Genomic DNA, 22409 nt, shown 5'->3' with positions numbered 1-22409 from the left:
CGGGTTCCCGAGTAGCCGTACCGGACTCGGCCGATTCGTGGCAGGCTGTCGATGTGCGGAGTCTGCTGGAGCCCGCGCGGCGGGCCAAGGATGCCCCCGCGCGTCAGCTCGCGAACCGAGATCTGGCACAGGTGCTGCGGGTGCTGGATAGCGATCCGATCGCCTCGTGCATGGTGGCGGCGCGGTTACAGGAATTCGGCTTGGATACCGGCGTCGGGCACGGCGAACTGTGGAGTCGGGGTGGTCCGTCGGAATCGCTGTGCTTCTCCGGTGCGAATCTGGTGCCCCTGCGCGGCGATGAGGATGCGTTGCGCGCCTTCGCCGCGCGGGCGGTCCGCTGGCCGCGGGTGTGTTCGTCGGTGGTCGGGCGTCAGGAACTGACGCTGCCGCTGTGGGAGATGTTGTCCGCGCATTGGGGACCGGAACGCGAGCTACGCGGTGCACAGCCGCTACTAGCCCTCGGCCAGCCCGCTCTGGCCACCGCGGATACGCAGGTCCGCCGAGTCCGGCCGGATGAGTTGGAGCGCTATCTCACCGCGGCGATCGCCATGTTCATCGAGGAGGTCGGCGTCGACCCGCGCGCGGGCGACGGCGGCCGCGGTTATCGGCGCCGGATCCAGAGTCTGATCGAATCCGGCCGCGCCTGGGCGCGTTTCGAGGACGGCGAAGTCGTGTTCAAGGCCGAGGTCGGATCGCTGTCCCGGCGTACCGGGCAGATCCAGGGCGTGTGGGTGCATCCCGAACGGCGCGGCGCTGGTCTCGGCACCCGTGGTACGGCCGCCGTGGCGAATGCGGTGGTGGCCTCGGGCCGCACCGCCAGTCTGTATGTGAACGACTACAACGGCATTGCCCGCCGGGCCTACAGCCGAGTCGGGTTCCGGCAGATCGCCACCTTCGCGACCGTTCTGCTCGACTGAACGCGGCGCCGAACATCGGTGTGCCACAGCCGTTTGCTTGCTGTTGACTATACGATCGGTCCCGATGTCGACTCGCATGCTCATTACGCTGGCCGTCGCGGCATTCGCGGCGGTGGGGACCGCCTGCTCGGCCAACCCGCAGGGACCGGTGCCCGCGGCCGATGCCTTCCTGGCCGCCTTCGCCGACCACGACAGCGCGGCCGCGGCCGAACTCACCAGTCAGCCCGAGAAGGCGACCGCCGCGCTGCGTTCGGCATGGGGCGAGTTGCAGGCCGAGAAGTTGATCGCGCATACCGGCGCGGCCAGGGTCATCGGCGATACCGCGACCGTCGACTACACCTACGAGTGGCACCTGCCCAAGGACCGCATCTGGAAGTACTCCGGTCAATTGCAGATGGGTCGCAGTGACGGCCGCTGGATGGTGCGCTGGACCTCCTCCGATATCCACCCCAAACTCGGCGATACCCAGACCATGGCACTGCGCGCCAACCAGGCCCCGCGCGCCAGGGTGAACGAGCAGTCCGGCAGTGATGTGCTGGTGCCGGGCAAGGTATCTCGGGTCGCGTTCACCGCGGCCTCCGCCCCGGATCCGGGTTACACCGCGACCTCGCTGGCGGCGGCGCTGAACCGCTTCGACGAGCGGCTCACCCCCGTGTCGATCCTGAATGCGGCGTACGCCGCCAAGGGCGAGTACACCGTCGCGCTCTTGAGCGAGTACGAATACGACCAGGTGAGTGCTGATCTCATCGGCCTGCCCGGGGTAACGCTGACCCAACAGTGGGATATGGTCGCCACCGACCGGAATTTCGCACCGGATCTGCTCGCGCAGGTGCGCAAGACGGTGGTCGCCGAGGTGGACGGTAAGGCGGGCTGGAGCGTTGTCACCATGAACGCCAACGGCGCCGATACCGACGTGCTCACCGAGGTGCCCGCACAACCCGCCCCGTCGTTCTCGCTCAGCATCGACCGCAACGTGCAGAACTCCGCACAGCGGGCCGTCAGTGGCCGCGAGGAACAGACCATGATGGTGGTGCTGCAGCCCTCGACCGGCGCGATTCTCGCTGTCGCACAGAATAGGGCGGCCGACCGCGACGGTCCGGTGGCCACCATCGGCCAGTATCCGCCGGGCTCGGTCTTCAAGACGGTGACCGCGGCAGCCGCCATGTCACTCGGAAAGGCCACGCCCGAAACGGTTTTGCCGTGTCCGAGCCGAATTGTCATCGGGGACCGGACAATTCCGAACTACAACCTGTTCCAACTCGGTGACGTACCGATGGCCACCGCCTACGAGCGATCCTGCAATACCGCATTCGCGAAATTGGCCAGCGAGCTGCCGAGCGATGCGCTGCACGATACGGCCGCGAAACTCGGTGTGGGACAGGGGTATACGGTTCCCGGCCTGCCGACCGAATCGGGTTCGGTGCCACCGGCCGACGACATGATCCAGCGCACCGAGGACGGTATCGGCCAGGGCAAGGTGGTGGTGAGCCCGTTCGCAATGGCGGTGCTCGCGGCGACCGTCGCGCACGGGTCCGCGCCGGTGCCGTATCTCATCGCCGGGCGGATCACCGAGATCAAAGGCGATCGTCCGGCCATCGGTGCGGAGGTGATCGATGGTCTGCGCATGATGATGCGCAAGGTGGTCACCGGCGGTACCGCCGAACGTGTTGCCGACCAGGGCGAGGTGTACGGGAAGACCGGGGAGGCCGAGGTCGACGGCGGCTCGCATTCGTGGTTCGTCGGCTATCGCGGGGATCTGGCTTTCGCGACATTGCTGGTCAAGGGTGGCAGTTCGGATCATGCCGTCGCGGTGACGCGCGATATGCTCGCCGCCCTGCCCGCGGGCTACTGAACGCGCCTGGAGTTGGTGCGACTGGTGGACTCCGGCGGGGTGCCGCGGTCGGGCATTTCATAACGCAGTGTGGTGGAACCGATTCGGATGACATCACCGTCCGCGAGTGCGGTATCGGCGCCGATCGGCACACCGTTGACGTAGACGCCATTGGCCGAATCCCGATCCCGGATGAAGATCCGGTTGTCGCGCGGCACGATGCGCGCGTGCTTGCGGCTGACCCGGGCATCGTCGAGCACGATGTCGTTATCCCATTCGCGGCCGATCCGCAGCCCGGTCGCCGGGATGGCGATCGCTTCGCCGTCGCCGACCCGCAACCAGGCCTGCCGCAGCAGGTCGGGCAGGTCCTGTTTGGTCACCCCGGGTGAGGAAGAGACCGTCGGCAGTGCCTGCTGGCTGCGGATCGCTTCCTCCAGTGCCAGGGTGCGTGGATCCGGATCGATGCCCTGCTCGTCGGCGAGGTTGCGGCGGATGCGCAGGCAGGCGGCGAGTGCGTCGGCCTGGCGGCCCGCGCGGTAGAGCGCGGAGATGAACAGTCGCCAGAGTCGCTCGTTCACGGCGTGTTCAGCGGTCAATGCGGTCAGCTCGCCCAGGACCGCGCCCTCGCGACCGCACGCGATATCCGCGTCGAGGCGATCGGCGATGGCATTCAACCGTCGTTCGTCCATATCGGTGGCGAAATTGTCGGCAAAGCGCAGGCCGCGCAATCCGGCGACCGTCTCACCGCTCCACTGTGCGAGCGCGTCGGCGAAACATTCGGCCGCTGTTTCCAGATCGCCGGTGGTGAAGGCCAGCGAGCCTTGGGTCCTGGCCCGCTCGAAACGGCCGACGTCGCATTGGTCCTCGCGGATATCGAGGAGGTACCCGGCGTGCACGGTGCGCAGGACGGCTCGATCGTCCACCCCGGCCGAACGCAGAATCGTGCGCAGATTCGAGACGTAGGCGTAGAGGCCGTCGACGGAGCGATTGGGCATCTCCTCTTCCCAGATGCTGTTCGCCAGTGTGGTTTTCGCAACGGCCCTGCGGCGATTGATGACGAGCATGGCCAGCAGCGCGCGCAGTTTGGCGCCCGGCAATGGCACCGCCTGATCGTCGACCAGCAGGCGCACCGGTCCGAGCACTCGAATATCGAGTGCCGGTCGATTCGAGCCCGCAGAGCCCACCAGATTCCCTCCGAACGCAAGCCGCTTCCGGACCGCCGCTGCCCCACGGCTGTTTCGCCGACGGAAGCGTCACGCGATGGAGTTCAGCATACGCACTGATGGCGCGCCGTGCCCGCACTACGCCGTCGGCGAAATGATTACGCGCCGTGCCGAATTCGGATCGATAATGGGATCGTCCACCGCTGCGGTGGATTTCGTCGGCGATCTTGTTGGAGTTGACCGGATGGATGATGTACTGCTGACCCCGCCCGATGCGGCCGAAGTGGCGCTGCTGGCCAGTGGTGTGGTCGCCGCGGCGTCCGGTGCGGACGGGCTGACTCCGCTGCAGCAGTTGCTGGTTCCGTCGCTGTTCCTGTCGATGACCGGACATCGGGTCGAACTGGAAACGCTGCCGCCCATCGATGCAGAGACCTTCGCGGTCGGGCTGGCCCGGCGCAACCGGATCTTCCGCGAGCGAATCGTGCAGACCATGCTGCTGTCTGCGTTGGTGGTGCGGCCGTTGCCGCCCGCGGTCGCGACCAAACTGCGGGAGTTCGCCGACGCGCTCGAGGTCGACGACGAGATGATCGCGGTGGCGCAGAAGTACGCCGAGGGTGCGATCGAACTCGCCGTGGTCGACTTCGACCGCAACGGGTACCTCGGTGGGCTGGACCCGAGCCGGTTGACCGCACTGCACACCGAAAGTCTGGATTCGTCCTGGGGACAGGTCAGCGATGATCCGGCCTTGGCCGCGCAGTGGGCCGGCCTGCGCGAGTTACCCGTCGGAACGCTCGGCCGCGGCGTCGCCGATTTCTATGCCGATCGGGGTTTCGTCACGCCCGGCCTGCCGGGTTCCGCGCCGCCGCTGCTCGCTCAGCACGACTGGGTGCATGTGCTCGCCGGGTACGGCACCACGCTGGAGAACGAGATCGAGGTGTTCGCCTTCATGGCGCGCGCCAATGACGACCCGCGCGCGTTCAGCCTGCTCGCCATGGTGATTTCGCTCTTCGAAACCGGCTACCTACCTGCCGGAGCCGGATTGTTCGAGGCCAACGAAGGACATTTGCGCACCGCGGGCATGGCGACGCGTCTGGGCGATGCCATGCGCCGCGGCGCACTCACTCATGGCAGCCACGATTTCCTGGACCTGGACTGGTTCACGTTGGCCGATCGGCCGATCGCGGTGGTGCGCAATGAGATCGGGTTGACCGCGAAGTCACCCGACGCCGTCACCGCGGGTTCTGTGGGGGCTTGGGAGGCGGGCGGCATCACGCCCTATCAGCTGCACTCGGCTGCGGTCGCCGCCGAGGCCGAAGGACGAACCTACGTGCCCTGGCACCCGGACCCGACACGCGACTGACCCGCCGCGAGCACTCTGCGCGAATTCGTCACCACACCCATGCGGTTGAGCGGGTATGACGACGTAATCCGGTGCGCAACCGACACGACTCGTCAGGCGCGGTTCAGGGTTGCCGCTAGGTGGTGGGTCAGCGGTTCGCCTACCGCGGCCATGCGCAAGGTGTATTCGATGGTGTCGCCGGTCAATACGATCGAACGGCCGAGGGCGGTCACCACTTTCGCGGTACTGCTGCGGCCGATGCTGGTCGATTCGAATTCCATCCGCAGTTCGCCGTCGACGATGGTGAGGCTGCCCTCACAGATCTCGGTTATGCCGGTCGGGTGCGCCAGGATCAGTTCGACGTGATCGGGGCGCGGACAACGCAGATAACCGGTTTCGGCGTGCATCGGCCGGCTGCCATCGGCGGCGCGGGTGCGCTGTCGGTAGGTGAGGAACGGTCGGCCGAGGTGGCCGAACTTGATTTCCTCGACATAGTCGAATGACTCGATGGTCGGGTACTCACCGTGCCCTGGTCCGCGCCATGTGCCGAGCAATGGTGCGAGCGGAGCGATATCCGGATGGGGGGCGACAGAAGGCTGGGGGGCGACCACGCGCGACAGCTTAAACCTGTCGAAACCGGGGTGTTCCCATACGGTCGAAATTCCCCCCAGCTAAGGTTAGCATCGCCTAATCGCCAAATGAGGGTTGCGAGTGGCTGGAAAGGACGAAGAAGTTGAACGCACGCCTTAGTGAATTGCGCCGCAACGGTGCCTGGCGGTCGCGGACCCGCAACGGTCTGCTGCGCGCATCGGTGCTCGGCGCTGCCCTGGTCGTGGCCGCGGCATGCTCGGATTCGAAGTCATCGAACGATGAAGTGGCTGCCCTCGACGGCAATCATTACGCGCAGACCAACCTCGCCGCCAACAATGCCGAATACAAGGCGCAGTACACCTTTCCGGACATGGTGAACGCGTGGGGACTAGCCGATCGCCCCAAGGGTGCGGGCGGGCATTTCTGGGTTGGCGCGGGCGGTAAGTCCTTCCAATTCGTCGGCGATGTCAGCGCGTCCGCGGATCCCAAGGTGCAGAAGCTGTTCCAGGATCCGCTGAAGATCGTCACGATTCCGGGCGCGGACGCCGACACCTCGGATAAGAGCATCGGCAAGACCACCGGTGTCGTCTTCAACGGTGCTCCCATCACCTCCGACTTGTTCGTGGTGCGTGACCAGCCGGTGGATGTCGACGGTGCGCCGGTGTCGCTGACCGGTTCGTCGCGGTTCATCTTCGCCACAGACTCCGGCAAGATCTCGGCCTGGACCGAGCAGGGGCCCGAGGGCGCGATCATCCGGCACGATGGTCCCGCGAATCTGGTCTTCGATGGCGAATCGCAGGGCATGGCGTTCTTCGGTATCGCGCTCGCCCCGTCCGGTGACAAGCTGCTCGCCGCCGACTTCGGCGAGAACCCGCAGATCCGCACCTTCGACAAGGACTGGCAGCTGATCCCGACCGTCGGCTTCGCCAACCCCTTCGCCACCGGCGATCAGATCGATGCGGCCGCACCGGATAAGGGCAAGAAGGCTAAGCCGGGCGACCCCGCGCCGTTCAATGTGACCACCATCGGCAACCGCGTATTCGTCTCCTATGCGGACACCAAGCCCGATGAGCAGGATGCGTCCAAGTTCGACAAGGCCGAAGAGGATTCGCTCGACAAGGATCAGGAGAAGGACGCCAAGGGTAAGCCCGCCAAGGGTAAGGTCGCGGAATTCGACGGCAACGGCAAGTTGGTCCGCATCCTCGATGACAACGGTCGCCTCAATGCGCCGTGGGGTGTCGTGGTGGCTCCCGCGAACTTCGGTCCGCTCAGCGGCAAACTGCTGGTCGGCAACTTCGGCGGCCTCGGCCATGTGCTCGCCTACGACGACGCCACCGGCAAGTTCGTCGACTACCTGCGCGATGAGAAGGGGCAGCCGGTCGAGATCGAAGGTCTGTGGGCCTTGATGTTCGGCAATGGCGAGAGCCTTGGCGATGCCGATTCGCTGTATTTCACCGCGGGCCCGGAGGACGAGAAGGAAGGTCTGTTCGGCAAGCTCCGCTTGAAGTAACCCATACGTAGGCGAAGGCGGTTCCCGGGTGGGGACCGCCTTTGTCGTATGTACTACTCGGGATCGGGGGATGGCGAGGTCCAGCGTTCGGACCAGTCCCAGAGTGGTTGGAGGGCTGCGGTGAGGGCGAGGCCCGCCGGGGTGAGTTCGTAGGTTTTGTCCGCGTTCTTGGTGATCACGCCTGCGGTCTGTAGGTGTTGCAGCCGGGTCGAGAGCATGCTCGACGAGCAGTTGCCCATGCGGCGGCGCAGTTCGAGGAATCCGAGGCAGCCGGGTTCCAATTCCCACAGGACGCGCAGGATCCAGCGTTGGCCGATGAGCTCCATGGTGGCCAGCATGGGCGCGTTCGCCGGGTCGTTTCGCCCGCGCGACGGCTTGGCTCCATTTGCACTTCTCATTTCGAACTACCATAGTGATTCTAAATTAGAAGCATTGCTGTGGGCTGATGAGGTGAGAGGCAGATGGTGGGCGACTCGACGGAACGACGGATTGTGCTGATTACCGGCGCGTCGCGGGGGATAGGGGCCGAGACGGCGAAAGTGCTGGCGGCGGGTGGTGATCACGTGATCATCAACTATCGGGAGAAACGCAAGCGCGCCCAGACGATCGCCGATGAGATCGGCGCGGCCGGTGGCAGTGCGTCGAGCGCGGGTGCGGATATCGCGGATGCGGATGCCACCGCGGCGCTGATCGCCGATGTGGTGGCGGAGTTCGGGCGGCTGGATGTCTTGGTGCTCAACGCATCCGGTGGTCTCGAGCGTAATGCCGCGCCTGAATACGCTATGGCATTGAACCGTGACGCACAGGTCCGTCTGGTGCGGGAAGCCTTGCCGCACCTGCCATCCGGCGGCCGGATCGTCTTCGTGACCAGCCATCAGGCGCACTTTCACGGCCGCAAACCCGTTCCGGCGGACTATGAGCCGATCGCCGCGAGCAAGCGTGCGGGCGAAGATGCCTTGCGCGCAATGATTCCGGAGCTGACCGAACGCGGCATCGGGCTGAATGTGGTGTCCGGTGACATGATCGATGGCACGATCATTGTCCGCCTGCTGGAACGTCGCAATCCCGACGCGGTTTCGGCTCGCCGCGATCACGGCGCACTGCCGACCGTCGAGGAGTTCGCCGCCGTCGTCGGCGAGGCCGCAAGTGCCGCAAGCGAATCCGGTCGCACGTTCTATGTCGGCGGTCAGGACTATTTGGCGGACGGCGCGGCCGAGGGCATACCTGCCTAGTCGAGGCTTCTTGCTTGCTGACCGTCGGACCATAGCCTTGGTTACTGTGTATTTGCCGCGCACGCCCGTGTCTGTAACAAACTGATATCGACGGTTTCCGGTCGCGAGCGCGGATCTGGGTCGATAATCGAGGCGTCGCGTGTGGTCGTGCGGTGCGGAAACGGCGTTGCTGGTCGGGAGTGGGCGCCGACGGCGGCGCGTTCCGGCGTCAGCGGGAGGCTCAGATGATGAATGTCGGAAATTACCGGATGGTTCCGGGGCGGGATATGTTGCTGGCCGCATGCCGGGGGCTACCGCACGACGATCATCCGATGTTGGAGGCGGCGGGGGAGTTGGCGCAGCTGCACGAAATTCGCGAGCAGACGCCGGTTTCCGAGATGGCCAACCAGGATCGGCGGCGTGCCCAACTGGTGCGGTCGATCGACCTGTGGGTGGCGCTGGTGATGCCGGTGCCGAGCTCGCAGGCGCAGTTGCACTCCGAAACCGTCGGCCAGTTGGTGGATCGGCTGGCCGGAATGACCACGCAGGCCTTCCTGCCACTGTCCGCGGCGCCGGAGGCCGTCTTCTATGACGCGTGGGTGCAGCTCAACGAGCTGGCCGATAGCTATCAGGATCTCATCGACGGACTACGCGAGGGCACCCGCCGTTTACCCGGCGGCTAGCGTCCGCGCCCGAAAAGTCGGAACGAACGTGCCGGGCGGCGCGGCAGGGTTGCGTAGACCATCGTCATATCGGCGAAGACCTCCGCTTCCCGTTCGCGGTCGGCACCGAAATGCTCGCGGCCGAGTAGGTGCTTGATGGACGACGGTGAGATGGACGGCAGCAGTGCGGCCAGCGACGGTGTGATCGGCTCGCCCGCCCCTGTACCTTCCTTGCCGTGCCCGAGCAGCATGTGGCCGACCTCGTGCAGGATGATGTGATCCGCATTGCGCTCGGTGGCGGACGCGTCGTAGACGATGATGTCGTCGTGACCGCGCGCCATCCAGAGTCCGCTGCCACGACAGCCGATGTCCGCGAGCGCGGCCGCGGGGATCGGCTGCACTGAGATGGAGCGACCACGGTGCGCGGCGACATTTGCGAGGTAGGCGGACAGATTCCAAGGACTGGGGAGGGGCACGGTCCGCGCTGCTTCACGGAAACGAGCTTCCATGCTGGTCATCGGGGCATACATTACTCACCCGGTGCGCGGTAGTCACCTCGCGAATCGGGCATTCCGTCGAAAACGATAGCTACACTGCATAATTCACCTGCCCATGGGGCAGCGTTCGGCTCGAATCGGCACACACCTTGGTGGGATTCATCGCCCCCTCGGAGTGCCGTTCCGACACCCGGGGGCGGTATCGAAACGTTGTCGGTGCGGCGAGATTGGACGGCGACCTGATCGCCCCGAACGGCGGCGGCGCGCCCGATTTCGGTGGGCAGGGGACGAAGCGAGCGAGATCGGCCATGCGGTACGTACTCGAAGAGTGCGGAAAGCTGTACCGGCTGCGGTTGGGTGCGACATGCTGAGAACAGCCGGTTCCCCACCGACAAGCACGGTTGACGCGCAGGATGGGAGCGTGCAGATGAGCATCGGTAGCGACGCGGTATCGAGCACCGTCCAGCAGGAACGCGACGTCGGGGAAACCCGCCGCCTGAGCAGCGAGCGGCTGGTGGACGCGCCACCGCCGCGTAGGGCGACGGTGGCGCAATGGTGGGCGCTGACCTGTCGCTTGGTCCGGCCGTCCTGGCGCAATGGTGAGCTGATCACCGCACTGCTGGCGCCCACGGTCTTCACCGTCGGCTTCTATGTGCCGCTGAATTTCGTAATGACCATTAAGGGGCACGGGCTGAGCAGCTACGCCCAGTTCCTCACGCCCATGATCGTCATGCAGGCGGTCGCCTTCTGCGCCATCACGGCCGCGTTCCGGGCGGCCTCCGATGCCAAGGACGGGCTCAATACGCGGTTCGGATCGATGGCGATGGTTTCGGCGGTCCCGCTCGCGGCACGGGTCACGGCCGCGATGTACCGGGCGGCGGTCTCGCTGACCGCGGCGCTGGTGTGTGCCCATGTGATCGGCTTCCGCTTCTATGGAAGCTGGTGGGATACCGTCGGTTTCATCGGGTTCGCGATGCTGATAGCACTGGCGCTGTGCCTGGGCGCGGATCTGCTGGGCAGCGTGACCAAGAGTCCGGAGGCGACCACCCAGGCGCTCATCCTGCCGCAGTTGATTCTCGGCATGGTCTCGACCGGATTCGCGCCGGCCCGCCAATTCCCGAGCTGGATCCAGGGCTTCGCACGCAACCAGCCGGTCTCGCAATACGTGTACGGGCTGCGGGCACTGGCCGGTGACCCATCGGGTCACGCGGGTGTGGTCGGCTGGTCGATCTTCGGGCCCGCGCTGGCCTGGGCACTCGGCACCGTCGTGGTGTTCGGCGTCGGAGCGGTATTCATTTCGATACGGAGGTCGTCATGACTCGGGTACTGGATCCTCCGGCGTTGCCCAAGGTCACCGGTCGGACCGAGACCTGGCGTTTGCTGATCCCGCAGACGATGATCCAGACCAAGCGGCTCTTGGTGCGCTGGTGGCGTGACCCGTTGACCGTCGTGCAGTCGCTCGTCTTTCCCGGGCTACTGCTTTTCGTATTCAATACCGTTCTCGGACAACAGATTTCGTCCGTCACGGGAGAGAACGCGCTCTACGGTTCGGTGCCGATGGTGGCGCTGGTCGGCGTGATGTCCGGTTCAGTGGCCGGCGCCATCACCCTCGGACGCGAGCGCGACGAGGGTCTGTTGGCCCGCTTCTGGGTGCTGCCGGTGCACCGCGCATCCGGACTCACCGCCCGCATCGTCGCGGAGGGGATCCGGATCCTGCTGTGCACCGCGGTGATGTACGCGGTGGGGGTGGCGCTCGGCTTCCGATTCCAACAGGGGCTGCTCGCTGGTATCGCGCTGTTCGGTGTGCCGCTGCTGTACGGCATCGCCTTCGCCACCTTGGTCACCGCAGTGGCCGTGTTCAGTGCGAAAGCCGCACTGGTGGAGGCGGTTTCGCTCGGCTCGTCGCTGCTGATGTTCTTCAGTACCGGGTTCGTGCCGCTGTTCGCCTACCCGGCGTGGGCCAGGCCGATCGTGCGGCATCAGCCGATGTCCTACGCCATCGACACCATGCGTGGACTGTCCCTCGGTGGCCCGGTGCGTGATTCGCTATTGGCCACCATCGCCTGGTGTGTCGGTGGGCTCGTCGTCTTCTCGATTCCCGCGGCGGTCGGCTATCGGCGGGCCAGCCGCAGCTGATCAGCTCATCTCTTTGGAGGCCTTGTCGATCAGCGCCATGGAGTCGCGCGGGCTGAGCGCCATGGCGCGCAACTGGTCGAAAATAATGCCGAAGCGTCGGATCTGAGGATGGCCCTCGATCAGTTGATCGCCCGCGATGCCCTCGACATACACCAGCTCCGGATCGGCCGGATCCTTGAAGTCCAAAAGCGTGAAGGATCCGGCCATACCCGGATGCACCCCCGCGCTGAACGGAAGTATCTGCAGAATTACGTTTTTCATCTGCGAATCGTCGAGCAGCCGCTTCAGCTGTGCCTTCATGACATCCGGGCCGCCGACCATGCGCCGGATCGCCGCTTCGTCGAGCACCACCCACAGTTCTAGCGGATCCGGCTTGGTGAGATGCATGGCCCGATCCATCCGCGCCCGCACATTGTGCGACACCGTGTCGCTGTCCAGCTTCGGCATATTGGTGTCGATGACCGCCTCGGCGTACTCCGAAGTCTGCAATAGCCCTGGGATGTAGGAGGTTTGGTAGTGCCGGGCTGAAAGCGCCTCGGATTCGAAGTTGATATAGGCCGCGTGCACCTCGGTCAGCGTCGCCTCGTACGGGCGGGACATGCCGGGCTTGAGTGCGTCCGAGAGGAGCTCGAGCGCATCGGTGCGCTGCTGTTCGGTGACGTCGTAGAGATCCAGCATCGCCATCAGCGTGCGCCGTTGCGGGCGCGCCTGCGCCGTCTCGATGCGGTACAGCGTGGTGATATTGATGCCGGTCTTGCCGCTGACGTCCTCTTTGCTGAGCCCCGCGTGTTCGCGCATCTCGGTCAGTAGCACCGAGAGCCGCCGCAAACCCGCGGTGAGAACTGTGCGCTTGCCTGCCATGACAACCCTTTCGCCCGGCGCACCCAATAGCACTCTTGCGTACATGTCTGTAGTAGGTGCCCGCCATACACCGCGAATATGCAATCGCAGCGTGGTGAGAGACTACCGCCATTTGCAGCAATGAAGTTCGGAGTTTTCGGTGCGGTATGCCTCCTGGCGGCAGATCGTCGGTCGACGGCCGGATCTGTGGGGCATTCGTCCTGGTAGCCGCGGCGCCGCCTACCCGCGACCGGGGGCATGGGTTCGGTGGAGCACGGCGACATCGTGGTGGCGGATTCGGACGGTGTGCTGCTGCTCGATGTGGCCGGGTCGGTGCAGGTGCTGCCTTCGGGCCGGGTGTTGATATGGCACTCGCGCTCGTGGAGGAGGACCACGGCGCTGAATTGCGCGCACTTGCGAAACATCTGATCGTATTCCGGTGCAGACACCGGTCGTCAATCCCAGTTCAGCGTCGGCAACAGCATCGGCACGCCGTGCGCGCCCGGACTGCGCCAGGTGGTCGCCGCCGTGGTCGCGGATCCGGCGGCCGACCACGCTCTTGCCGCCATGGCCGAGCGCGCTGCGCTCGGTGGACGTCAACTGATGCGGTTGTTCGCCAAGGAAATCGGAATATCGCCGGGCCGCTACGTCGAGCAGGTGCGGTGTTGGCTGCCCAGGCATTGCTCGAATCGTCAACCGACGGGGCGGCCACCATTATGCGGCTCTGTGGTTTCGGTTCCGAGGAGAAGATGCGGCGCATCTTCTTGAAATTACTCGGCACTACGCCAACCGATTATCGCCATCGCTTTCACGCCTCGTAGCGAACTATTCCGAATTCGGCACTGCACGAATAGATCAGGAGTTGACCCATGCCTATTTAACGTCGCACTGTCCTCGGAGTCGGAGTGGCCGGTACCACGCTGTGGCTGGCAAGATAGGCTGTGGCACAACCAGATTCGTTGGTCCATCGCTCGACTCCGTTGGTTCGTGTCACACAGGAGTTGGTCACGCGGGAGTTGGCGAAAGCGCTGCGAAATCACAATGTGCGCGGCTATCTTTTTCGGGCGTGCGCTCACCGAGCAGGCTGGTATCCGTCCCGGCGCGGACTACGACGAAGAACTGATGTTCCTGATTTTTGTGCTGTACGATTTCGGCCTTGCCGAAATAGCCAACGGTGCGCAGCGATTCGAAATGGACGGCGCGGACTTCGCTGTGAATTTCCTCGAGGACACAGCCGCACCGATGGGCGAGTGGATATCGTGCGGGACGGGATTGCCGCGCATACCACCGGCTCAACGAGTCGCAGGTCTTCCGGCGTCGGCGTCCGGCGGAGATCTGGATCGCGGTGTCGGGCATCGGGATCGACGTCGCGGCCGGTCCGGCCGATCTGCCAGCCGGGATACGCCGATCGGGTGTACCGCGCGTATCCGTGACTGGGCGGTACCCGCGCGCTCACGGCGGCCATCGAAGCGCAGACCGTCGCGAATCCGAACAAGCGCCGCTGGGCACACTTTCGGCGAGATCCTGCGGCTGCGTCACCCGGATCTGGCGCTACCGACGTGGGAGACGATCCTCGCGCCCAGCGGGTGGGGTAACTAGTTACCTCGGGACTCACCGGCCGCAGGCGGCGATCGCATACTGCCCACGCGCGGGCCGATGATGTGGCAAACTCTTGGCCACCGGCCCAGCTCCTGGCGAGTATCGAGCGTGAAAGTCGTTGTCACCAACTGGCTGTGGGCTCGCTACTCGGTGATCAGGGTCGTGACCGCAGCAATGAGAACGCACTCTTGCGTTCTTGCATTTGTAAGAGCATGATCCAGCTACGCTAGTTGTGAAGAACCGATCCGATGACCGGGATTACCGAATCGAGAGCCAATCATGTTGGTACAAAGCGCGTTGGTGTCGGGTGAATTCGGAGTACGGCGATGAGCGCGCCTACGGTGGGGGTGCTGCCGACCGCTCCGCAGATATTGTGTGCATTCCAGGGACGACGTTTTCAAGATCGTGAATTACTGCGTTCCGCACACGCTCTCGCCGAACTGCACGCACGCCGTGCCGAGATTCAGGACATGAATCTCGTGGCCGAAATCGATTGCCGTCGTAGTGAACTCATCGATGATATCAACGAGTGGATTGCTCAGGAGATCCCGCAGCATCGCAATGGTGCCTCGCTACATACCGAGAGCCTCGGCGCGGTGGTGGATCGGATGGCGCGCAGTTGGGTAGACGCCAACACCGCCATCGATGTCGACGGCGCGCGCAGCGACAATACCCATAAACACTGGTACCACTTGGCAGAACTCGTCGACGGCTACACTGATCTGGTGACCGACGTGGCCGGTGGCCGCCGCCGTTTGCCTGAACAGTGAAGTCCTGACGGCGACCTCCGTCCGCAATAGTGACACTGCCCCGACAGCGTTACTGCTCAATTGGCGACGTCCCGGGTCGGCGTTATCCGACCAATGGCCCGACCCGGAAGCTAACGTCGCCGGCACAGTGACGGCGGGCGCAACGGGGCGCCCCGCCCGGCGTGCCGCGTGGTCGACTGGCGCGGCACGCCCGCCACGAATTCACCGTTAATAGCGAATTCGACAGTGTCCGAACTCATTCGGCAACCATCCAGACCGCTGCCGCCGCGACGCGAATATCGATCGTGTCATGTGCGCGCAGTGCCGCGAGCAGATCGACCCACGGTGTCGACCAGCCGAAGTGATTCCCGCATTGCTGGATCAGCGTCACCGCGGCAAGCAGGCCGGCCAATTCGTCGCTACGGGATAGGGTGCCCGCGATGGCATGCATTGTCTCCGGCCGTGCGGTGCGCAGCACGCTCGGCAACGTCGCCTCCACTCGCCGCGCGGGATAGTCGACCAGCGCGCCAGTCGCGACCGCACCTGCTTGCTGAATCAACCGCGCGGTCGGTTTGCTTTCCGCCCAGCGAATTTGGGCCAGATACAGATTGATGGCCGATTCGCGCCAGAACGGCTCGGTCGACAACTGATCGGCGAGGGCGCTCGCCGCGGACCTGGCAGCATCGGAGCGTTCGGCCGCCGTGCCGAGTGCGGCGGTCAGTCCGACCAGGCGCTGTACGGCAGGTAGGTCCCGTCCCGGGATGACGTGATCGCCCCCTGCCAGTAGCCGATCGACGGCGGCCGTCAGCGCCGAATCATCTGCGGTGGTAGCGATATTGTCGACGAGCGCCTGGGTGGCGGGTAACCACAGGCCGAGTTCATCGAGATCGCAGATCCGGTGCGCCAACATTATCGCCGTGTCGGGCGGACTCCAGCGGCTCCAGCGGTGCAGTACCGGGATTGCCCGAGCGGCGAGTTGACTGTCGGTGCCGCTCGCTATCTGCCGGATCAGCTCGGCCATCCGGTGGCGCTGGGCGATTGGGAGCAGTTCCGGTCTCAGGTTCAGGATTTCATCCGCGACCGTGGGATCGGCTGCGGCATCGGCGAATATTTGCCAGGCCGCGTCGGTGTCCAATAGCCAGCGGCAGGCGAAGACTACGGCGCGACGGACATCGCGGTGCTGATCCGGCTGCGCCCACAGCGCTTGGAGCGCATCCATCGCGTCGGGGGCGTGCAGTTCGGCGAGCAGCCGGACGCCTTCCTTGCGTGAGGTGATCTTGGGGGAGTCGACGAGTGGTGCGACAGCGTTCGCAACCTTATCGGGGCCGAGGCTTTTAGCGCAGGTCGCGATGCTGCTGACCGCCGCACGCGCTCGATCGGTGTCGACGTGGCGGGCGAGCAATTCGATTGCCGCTTCGGTTTGGTCGCTGCGTCCCAATGCGGTAAGTGCCGCCTCGGCGATGGGAATATCGGGATGCTCGGTGTATTCCGCGAGGCGGTCCGCGCTGCCCGGCAACCGACCCAAAATCCTTACCGCCCGCACCTTCTCGTATTGCGATGACTTCTTCGACTCGAAGTGGCTGGTCAGCAGTCGGGCATACGATTCGACCTGCGGTGGAGTCCAGCGGTCGAATCCCGAGTAGAAGTCGGGCACCAACCGCACTTTCGGCGATGCGAAGCGGCCGGGGGTCGCGGAGCCGAGGAGCGAATCGAGTAGATCGGTGCGTCGGGTGGCGATCAGCCGCTGCACGATATCCAGCGTGATCAGGGAGCGGTCCCGGTTGAGCAAGGTGGTGAGGGTCTGGTCGCGAGTGGACGGATTGCTCAGTGCCAGTCGCACCGCCCGCCGGACCACCTGGTCGTCGCGAGCTCCGCATGCTCGTATCAGGAGTTGTTGCAGGGCAGGGATCTTCCACGAGCGCTTGTTGAGGCCATCGGCCAAATCGAGGGTCAGGCGCCATTGGTCGCGGGCGGCGTCATTGTCGATTCGTCGGCGAAGTGCCGCGAAGATCCGCTGTTCCGTGCCATGTGGCAGCGATCGGTCCAGGTCATTCAGATCGGGAAAAACCGCGTGGGTCGCAAGGCTTTCGATCAGGCGCAGTGCGGTGTCGGTGAACGATGGGTCATCGATCTCGACGCCGCGGCGGAGCAGGGTTCGTGCCAGTCCGGAGATGGTCGTCCTGGTCGGGTAGGAGCAGTCGCGCGCTTGCAGTGCCTCGGTGCCGAGTTGTTCGAGGACGGTGAGGTGTTCGGCGCGCAGCAGTGATGGCGGAAGGTTGTTGACCGCCTGGAGTGCGGTGTAGCGCACCGGGTCCTGTTCATTGCGCAGGCGGCGCAGGGATTCGAGCATGGTGGCGACGACCGCGGGATCGCGAGTGCCCGCGGCCGCCATGATGAACAGCGGGTATGCCTGCGCCCGCTCATCCGCGGTCGGGCGTCGAATTGCCTCGGCCAATATCGGTTCGGCTTCGTTCCAGGGCAGACGAGCGATCAACCGTTCGCGGACCGCGCGCACATCGGCCCCACCGGGCCGGTCGAGGAGTTCTCGCGCGAGGGCCGTACGTTCCTGGTGCGGTAGGGCATCGAGCGCGGTCATCGGGACTTGGTCCGGATCGACGCCGGTTCGGGCGAAGACCTGCCGCACCACGATGGTGCGGCGGGCCAGCGGAAGTGCGCGCAGAAACCGGTCGCGCTGGTATCCGGAGTAGACCGTGCCCAGTGCGACCAGCCGATCGTCGGGTAGTCCGCCCAGTGCCCGCCACAGGGCGGTTCCGCTCAAGCCGGTGCCATTGGCGGTCGGATCCAGAATCAGCTCGGCAACCCGGGCCGGGTCGTGCCGGGCGAGTTGTCCGGCCGCCGAACTCAGTTCATAGATCGAGGTGTACCGGACTGCCCTGGTAGCGAGGGCGAGCAGCCGATCCGGGTGGCGTTGGGCGGCCGGGACGGATCCGGCCGCAATCCATCGCCACAGATTCGGCCAATCCGACTCGCCCGCTTCCGCTGCCAGTCCTTCGACATGGTCGAGGACCGCATCGATATGCCTGCGGCCCAACGCTGCCCAGTTCTCGACCGCGTAATCGAGTTCGGGCAAATACTTGGCGACCACCGGAGGTGAGCAATTCGGCAGTACCCGCGCGGCCTCGGCATCGCCGAACCAGCGTCGCACTTGCGGGAGCAGGGGATCGGCGAGTTGGGAGCGCTGACCGTAGCCGAGGGCTCGATACATGGTTCGCCGTATCCGCTGTGACATCCGGGGCAGCCGCTCGATCAGCACTTCGGGATCTACGCCCGTCCGCACCAGCCCGACAACCGCTCGCGTACCGAATTCCGGTCCGCCCGAATCGAGTTCGGCCAGCAGATGCTCATGGTCCGCGACGACCGCGACGTCCGCGACGACCGCAGCCATACGAATCGCGATGACCCGCTCGTAGTACCCCCGCCCCGCCAGCTCGGCGAGTAGCTGCCGGAGCTCAGGCCTCCCCGCCAAACGCAACGCCCCCGCCGCGATCGCATGCTGTCGCTCGGCTGCCGTCAACGGCTCGATATCCCGCAACAACTTCGTCGCCTGTACCGCCATCCTTCGAGAACCCCCTCTATCGCGCCACCGTTCGATCCGTGCTGTGAGGATATGTCCGATGCATCGGATAGCGCCGAACCGGCGGGACCGAGGTTGCACCGACTCCGCTCAGTGCTTCGAACACGCATTCGAATATATGTCGAGCGCCCCTGGAACGGAACCCTTTTCAGATTGCCCTGTGAAGACAGCGGGCCGAGCACATCGGTACCGGCCGAACGCTCGGTATGCGGCTATCGTGGCTCGCATCTGTCCTTGCGATCACCGTCGGGTTCATCATGCTGTCCCAGCTGCTGTGAGCAGCATCCCGTATTGAGACGTATCAGGAAGTGGCGATGATCGTGCTGGCGATCAATGCGGCGGCCAGCCCGATGACCTGGCCTCGGCGCAGTCGCTCCTTCAGGGCGGACACGCCCAGAATTACCGGGACTACCGGATAGAGCGAAGACAGCACAACTGCGACGGCCAGGTACTGAGTCCGGGTCGCGAGTAGGTAGGACACCAGCGCTACGGCGGCGAGGATGCCGGAACATGCGGCTAAGAGGTCGTTTCGATGTCGTTGGGCCGGTGCGGTATCCCCGGATTCGGATGCGAGTTGCCATGCGAGCAGGGCGACGAGGACGACGGCCGCGGCCCGGCCCGCCGTCACCGGCCAGATTCCGGCCGATGGCGCGGCTTGTGCCAGCGCCAGATACTGCACGGCGATGCCGAGACCGGCGATCAGTCCGTCACCGATGGCGGCACCGACAATCGGACCGCTGCCGGTGGTGCCGCCCGCGACGAGCCAGAGCGCGGGCAGTGCGAGCACGATCCCGACCCACGCCAATGGTGCCGGATGTTCACCGAGCAGGGCGGTTCCGATCAGAACCGGCAGCGCGACACCACCGACGGCGCTGACCGGTACCACCACCGACATTGCCCCGCGGCTGATTCCGCGGAACAGGAAGGTCATCGCGATACCGGTCCCGACACCGGATAGTGCTCCCCATCCGAGATCCATCGGCTGAGGCGCTGTGTGGGAGACGAACGGACCGACGAGGGCAGTGGCGACGAACCCGCCGAGCTGGCCCAACAGGGCAACACGCCCGAATCCGATGCGCCGTGACGCGACTCCGCCCACGAAATCCGACAGCCCATAGCTCAATGCGGAAACCAAGGCCAGTAGCGTGCCCACGATCAGATTCGCCGGTCGTTGTGCATGACTCATGCGTAACCCGCGAGCCGGACCTGTGTCAACGTGGCCGGGCAGTCGCCCGAACTCGACGATCGGCGAGCGCACGCAATTCCGTTGTGGGGCAGAGAGCTTACGTGCCCGGTCGGAGTCCGAGTAGAAGGCAGTCGCTCGGCAGTGCGGTCGGCCCGCCCACCCATTTTATGTTTCGGGGCAGGAAACTTGTGTTATCGGGAAGATTGTCGATACGCGAGTTCGGCTGTAGGGCAGGATATTCGGTCGGCGAATCCACCCGATTGTTCACCGTGAGCAGGGCGGATATCGTTATTCGTCGAGGCGATCGGAGTGTGTCGACATGAGATACGACGAACTGTACGTGACCGGTGTCGATGAATGGACCGCTGTGGCCAACAGCATCGTTCCGATGGACCACCGGTACCGAGATCGGAGCCAGTGGCAGGTCACGCTGATCACGCAGCACACGACGAGCTACAACCTGCTGCGCTGGGATCAGCCGGGCGACCGACAGGCCTTCCGCACGCCGTCACACATCCGCCGGATGCCCGCCGAGAACTTCTACTGGCTGGTGATCCCGGAGCGCGGCTCGTTCACTGTCGCCGATGATCACGAAATCACTTGTGTCGCACCGGGACAGGCTGTTCTTACGGGCTTGGACCAGAGGCTGCGATTATGGGTACCCAGCTCGGTGGCATTCGGCTTCCAGATCCCGCGCACCGACGTCGACCACGCGATAGCACCGTTGGGTACGCGCCGACCGGTATTCGACCTCGAATCCGGACTCGGGCGCATCGCCCGCACCATGATCCGCGAAACCCATGCCGAGCGATCCCGGCTCACCGGCCGGCAATTCAATGCGGTCTGCGACCGGACCACCGAGCTGCTGTGCATGATGGCCGTCGGCGATAGCAGTCCGCAACGGGCACATCTGGCCGAGACGGCTGAGGCGGTGCGCCGGTATGTGCGCGACAATATCGGGGTCGCCGATCTACGGCTGGCCGCGGTGGCGCGGGCGTTGAGCTGGTCGCCACGGCAGTTACGCATCGCGCTCGAGCACGCCGGAACCACGTATCGTGAAGTGCGCCAGGATGAATCATTGCGTGCGGCGCGCGCCATGCTCGAAAACCCGGGCACCACACTGACAATCGGCGAGATCGCCGCGCGCAGCGGATTCACCGTGACGTGGTTCTCCGCCGCGTTCAAGACGCGCTACGGCGAAACCCCGAGAGAATTCCGCAAACGCCGGCTGGCCGAGACCATCGACCAGCCGACACCGGCGGTCATTCGGATGGATACAACCGCACCGGCAGAGTCAGCGGGCCCGCGGTGAGGATTTGCGGGCTGACCGGAAGCGACGCCGAGTCCTGCGTCAGATGTAACAGCGGGAAGCGGTTGAACAGCGTGGACAGCGCGATACGTGCTTCCAGCCGGGCCAGCGGAGCGCCGAGGCAGATGTGCGGCCCGCGCCCGAAGGCCAGCTGACCGCGGTGATCATGATCGATGTCGAAGACATCGGCCTTCGGGTAGTGCTGCGGGTCCCGTCCGACACCGCCGTACCAGATGACGATCGCCCCCTTCGGCAGGTCGACGCCCGCGATGGTGACATCCTGCTGGGCATAACGGAGATTCGCGCTGTACACCGGCGACCGGTAACGCAATGCCTCCTCGACCACATCCGGCCAGCGGTCCTGGGTGAGGGCCTTGTCCAGTTGCCTGGGGTTCTCACTGAGGGCGATGATCGCGTTGGCCAGCAGGTGCACGGTTGTCTCGTGTCCGGCCACGATCACCAACCACAGCATATTGACCAACTCGTCGGTGGTCAGATTGTCGGTATTGGCCGCAATCAAGGCGGAGGTGAGGTCGTCGCCCGGCTCGCGTCGTTTGCCCTCGATGAGCTCGGTGAAGAACGCGATCATCTCCCCCATCGCCGTCTGCATCTGCTCAATGGTGCTGGTGTGCGACACGATCGTGGTGGACCAGTCCCGGATTCGGGCGCGGTCCGCCTTCTCCACACCGAACAGTTCACAGATCACCCGCACGGGAAACGGGGTAGTGAATCGCTGGACGAGGTCGAATTCGCCCTGTTCGTCGGCGAAGTCATCGATGATTTCGTTGGCGATCTGGTGAATCCGGGGCTCGAGCCCGGCCACCCGAGCGGGTGTGAATGCGGCGCTGATCGTCTTGCGTAACCGCCGATGGTCCTCGCCGTCCTTGTTCAGCATATGGTCGATATCGGTTAACGCGCGCATCGGCCAATCCGCTGGAATGGTGCCATCGTGCAGCGCCGGACACTTCTGGGCGTTCTTGCTGAAGATTGTGCCGTCGCCCGCGAGCACCTCGCTCACCGCCCGATAGCTCACCGCGCTCCAAGCCGCGACGCCGCCGGTCAGCTCGATCGGAACCAGTGGCCCGCGTCGAGCGATTCGCTCATAGGTTTCGAGAACCGTTTCTCCAGCGGTGGGCAGCTGGATGACCGACTCGGTCATACTGTCTCCAATGGTGTGATCGAAGAATGGCACCCGGACCATCCGAGTTCGTGCCAGCTCAGTGTCGATCACCCGCCGCGCAGCAGGGGGCCGATCAATATCCTCTGCCCCGCAA

General features: G+C 64.9%; 18 protein-coding genes. 10 read left to right on the top strand and 8 right to left on the bottom strand.

Annotated features, from left to right (window positions below):
- The first annotated feature begins 53 nt into the window (after nucleotides 1-53).
- A complete protein-coding gene (locus AB0J47_RS07565) occupies nucleotides 54-917 on the top strand; it encodes a GNAT family N-acetyltransferase (RefSeq protein ID WP_364341639.1) in 864 nt (287 codons plus the stop codon).
- Between the two features lie 64 nt (nucleotides 918-981).
- Entirely contained in the window at nucleotides 982-2769 is a 1788-nt protein-coding gene (locus AB0J47_RS07560) for a penicillin-binding transpeptidase domain-containing protein (RefSeq protein WP_364341637.1), read from the top strand.
- Here AB0J47_RS07560 and AB0J47_RS07555 read toward each other — a convergent pair.
- Nucleotides 2763-3932: a BTAD domain-containing putative transcriptional regulator gene (locus tag AB0J47_RS07555; RefSeq protein WP_364341635.1), complete on the bottom strand. Its 1170-nt coding sequence runs from the start codon at nucleotides 3930-3932 to the stop codon at nucleotides 2763-2765. The genes AB0J47_RS07560 and AB0J47_RS07555 overlap by 7 nt on opposite strands.
- Nucleotides 3933-4008: 76 nt before the next feature.
- Between AB0J47_RS07555 and AB0J47_RS07550 the strand changes: the two genes are divergently transcribed.
- Nucleotides 4009-5271 (top strand): hypothetical protein, encoded by a 1263-nt coding sequence (locus AB0J47_RS07550; RefSeq protein WP_364341633.1) that lies wholly within the window; start codon nucleotides 4009-4011, stop codon nucleotides 5269-5271.
- Nucleotides 5272-5363: 92 nt separating this feature from the next.
- On the opposite strand, the gene AB0J47_RS07545 is transcribed toward AB0J47_RS07550, so the two are convergent.
- Nucleotides 5364-5870, bottom strand: a complete 507-nt coding sequence (locus tag AB0J47_RS07545) for a peroxynitrite isomerase (protein WP_364342030.1) — start codon at nucleotides 5868-5870, stop codon at nucleotides 5364-5366.
- A 206-nt stretch (nucleotides 5871-6076) separates the two neighbouring features.
- On the opposite strand from AB0J47_RS07545, the gene AB0J47_RS07540 reads away from it, so the two are divergent.
- On the top strand, nucleotides 6077-7351 hold the full coding sequence (locus tag AB0J47_RS07540) for a TIGR03118 family protein (protein ID WP_364342028.1): 1275 nt from the start codon (nucleotides 6077-6079) through the stop codon (nucleotides 7349-7351).
- A 53-nt stretch (nucleotides 7352-7404) separates the two neighbouring features.
- On the opposite strand, the gene AB0J47_RS07535 is transcribed toward AB0J47_RS07540, so the two are convergent.
- Entirely contained in the window at nucleotides 7405-7749 is a 345-nt protein-coding gene (locus AB0J47_RS07535; protein ID WP_364341631.1) for a helix-turn-helix domain-containing protein, read from the bottom strand.
- Between the two features lie 63 nt (nucleotides 7750-7812).
- On the opposite strand from AB0J47_RS07535, the gene AB0J47_RS07530 reads away from it, so the two are divergent.
- On the top strand, nucleotides 7813-8583 hold the full coding sequence (locus AB0J47_RS07530) for an SDR family oxidoreductase (RefSeq protein WP_364341629.1): 771 nt from the start codon (nucleotides 7813-7815) through the stop codon (nucleotides 8581-8583).
- A gap of 224 nt (nucleotides 8584-8807) precedes the next feature.
- Complete coding sequence (locus AB0J47_RS07525) at nucleotides 8808-9245, top strand: DUF4254 domain-containing protein (protein ID WP_364341628.1); 438 nt, start codon at nucleotides 8808-8810, stop codon at nucleotides 9243-9245.
- Here AB0J47_RS07525 and AB0J47_RS07520 read toward each other — a convergent pair.
- Nucleotides 9242-9742: a hypothetical protein gene (locus tag AB0J47_RS07520; RefSeq protein ID WP_364341626.1), complete on the bottom strand. Its 501-nt coding sequence runs from the start codon at nucleotides 9740-9742 to the stop codon at nucleotides 9242-9244. The genes AB0J47_RS07525 and AB0J47_RS07520 overlap by 4 nt on opposite strands.
- Before the next feature lie 406 nt (nucleotides 9743-10148).
- Between AB0J47_RS07520 and AB0J47_RS07515 the strand changes: the two genes are divergently transcribed.
- Together AB0J47_RS07515 and AB0J47_RS07510 are read left to right on the top strand one after the other, a co-directional pair.
- Nucleotides 10149-11039, top strand: a complete 891-nt coding sequence (locus AB0J47_RS07515; protein ID WP_364341624.1) for an ABC transporter permease — start codon at nucleotides 10149-10151, stop codon at nucleotides 11037-11039.
- Nucleotides 11036-11857, top strand: a complete 822-nt coding sequence (locus AB0J47_RS07510) for an ABC transporter permease (protein WP_364341622.1) — start codon at nucleotides 11036-11038, stop codon at nucleotides 11855-11857. The genes AB0J47_RS07515 and AB0J47_RS07510 overlap by 4 nt, the downstream gene beginning before the upstream one ends.
- Here AB0J47_RS07510 and AB0J47_RS07505 read toward each other — a convergent pair whose 3' ends face one another.
- Nucleotides 11858-12763, bottom strand: coding sequence for a helix-turn-helix transcriptional regulator (locus AB0J47_RS07505; protein ID WP_364341620.1), 906 nt, complete (start codon nucleotides 12761-12763; stop codon nucleotides 11858-11860).
- Nucleotides 12764-14622: 1859 nt separating this feature from the next.
- Here AB0J47_RS07505 and AB0J47_RS07500 point away from each other — a divergent pair.
- On the top strand, nucleotides 14623-15066 hold the full coding sequence (locus tag AB0J47_RS07500; RefSeq protein WP_364341618.1) for a DUF4254 domain-containing protein: 444 nt from the start codon (nucleotides 14623-14625) through the stop codon (nucleotides 15064-15066).
- Nucleotides 15067-15301: 235 nt separating this feature from the next.
- On the opposite strand, the gene AB0J47_RS07495 is transcribed toward AB0J47_RS07500, so the two are convergent.
- Both AB0J47_RS07495 and AB0J47_RS07490 read right to left on the bottom strand, forming a co-directional pair.
- Complete coding sequence (locus AB0J47_RS07495; protein ID WP_364341616.1) at nucleotides 15302-18622, bottom strand: hypothetical protein; 3321 nt, start codon at nucleotides 18620-18622, stop codon at nucleotides 15302-15304.
- Nucleotides 18623-18941: 319 nt separating this feature from the next.
- Entirely contained in the window at nucleotides 18942-19826 is an 885-nt protein-coding gene (locus AB0J47_RS07490) for an EamA family transporter (protein ID WP_364341614.1), read from the bottom strand.
- A gap of 319 nt (nucleotides 19827-20145) precedes the next feature.
- Here AB0J47_RS07490 and AB0J47_RS07485 point away from each other — a divergent pair, with 319 nt between their 5' ends.
- The gene (locus tag AB0J47_RS07485) at nucleotides 20146-21138 is read left to right on the top strand and encodes an AraC family transcriptional regulator (RefSeq protein ID WP_364341612.1); all 993 of its coding nucleotides are present in this window, start codon (nucleotides 20146-20148) and stop codon (nucleotides 21136-21138) included.
- Here the strand turns inward: AB0J47_RS07485 and AB0J47_RS07480 are convergent.
- Complete coding sequence (locus AB0J47_RS07480; protein ID WP_364341610.1) at nucleotides 21089-22294, bottom strand: cytochrome P450; 1206 nt, start codon at nucleotides 22292-22294, stop codon at nucleotides 21089-21091. The genes AB0J47_RS07485 and AB0J47_RS07480 overlap by 50 nt on opposite strands.
- Between the last annotated feature and the right edge of the window lie 115 nt (nucleotides 22295-22409).

The organism is Nocardia sp. NPDC049737 (assembly GCF_040674755.1).
Classification (GTDB): domain Bacteria; phylum Actinomycetota; class Actinomycetes; order Mycobacteriales; family Mycobacteriaceae; genus Nocardia.
This window is presented reverse-complemented; position numbering and strand designations above follow the sequence as displayed.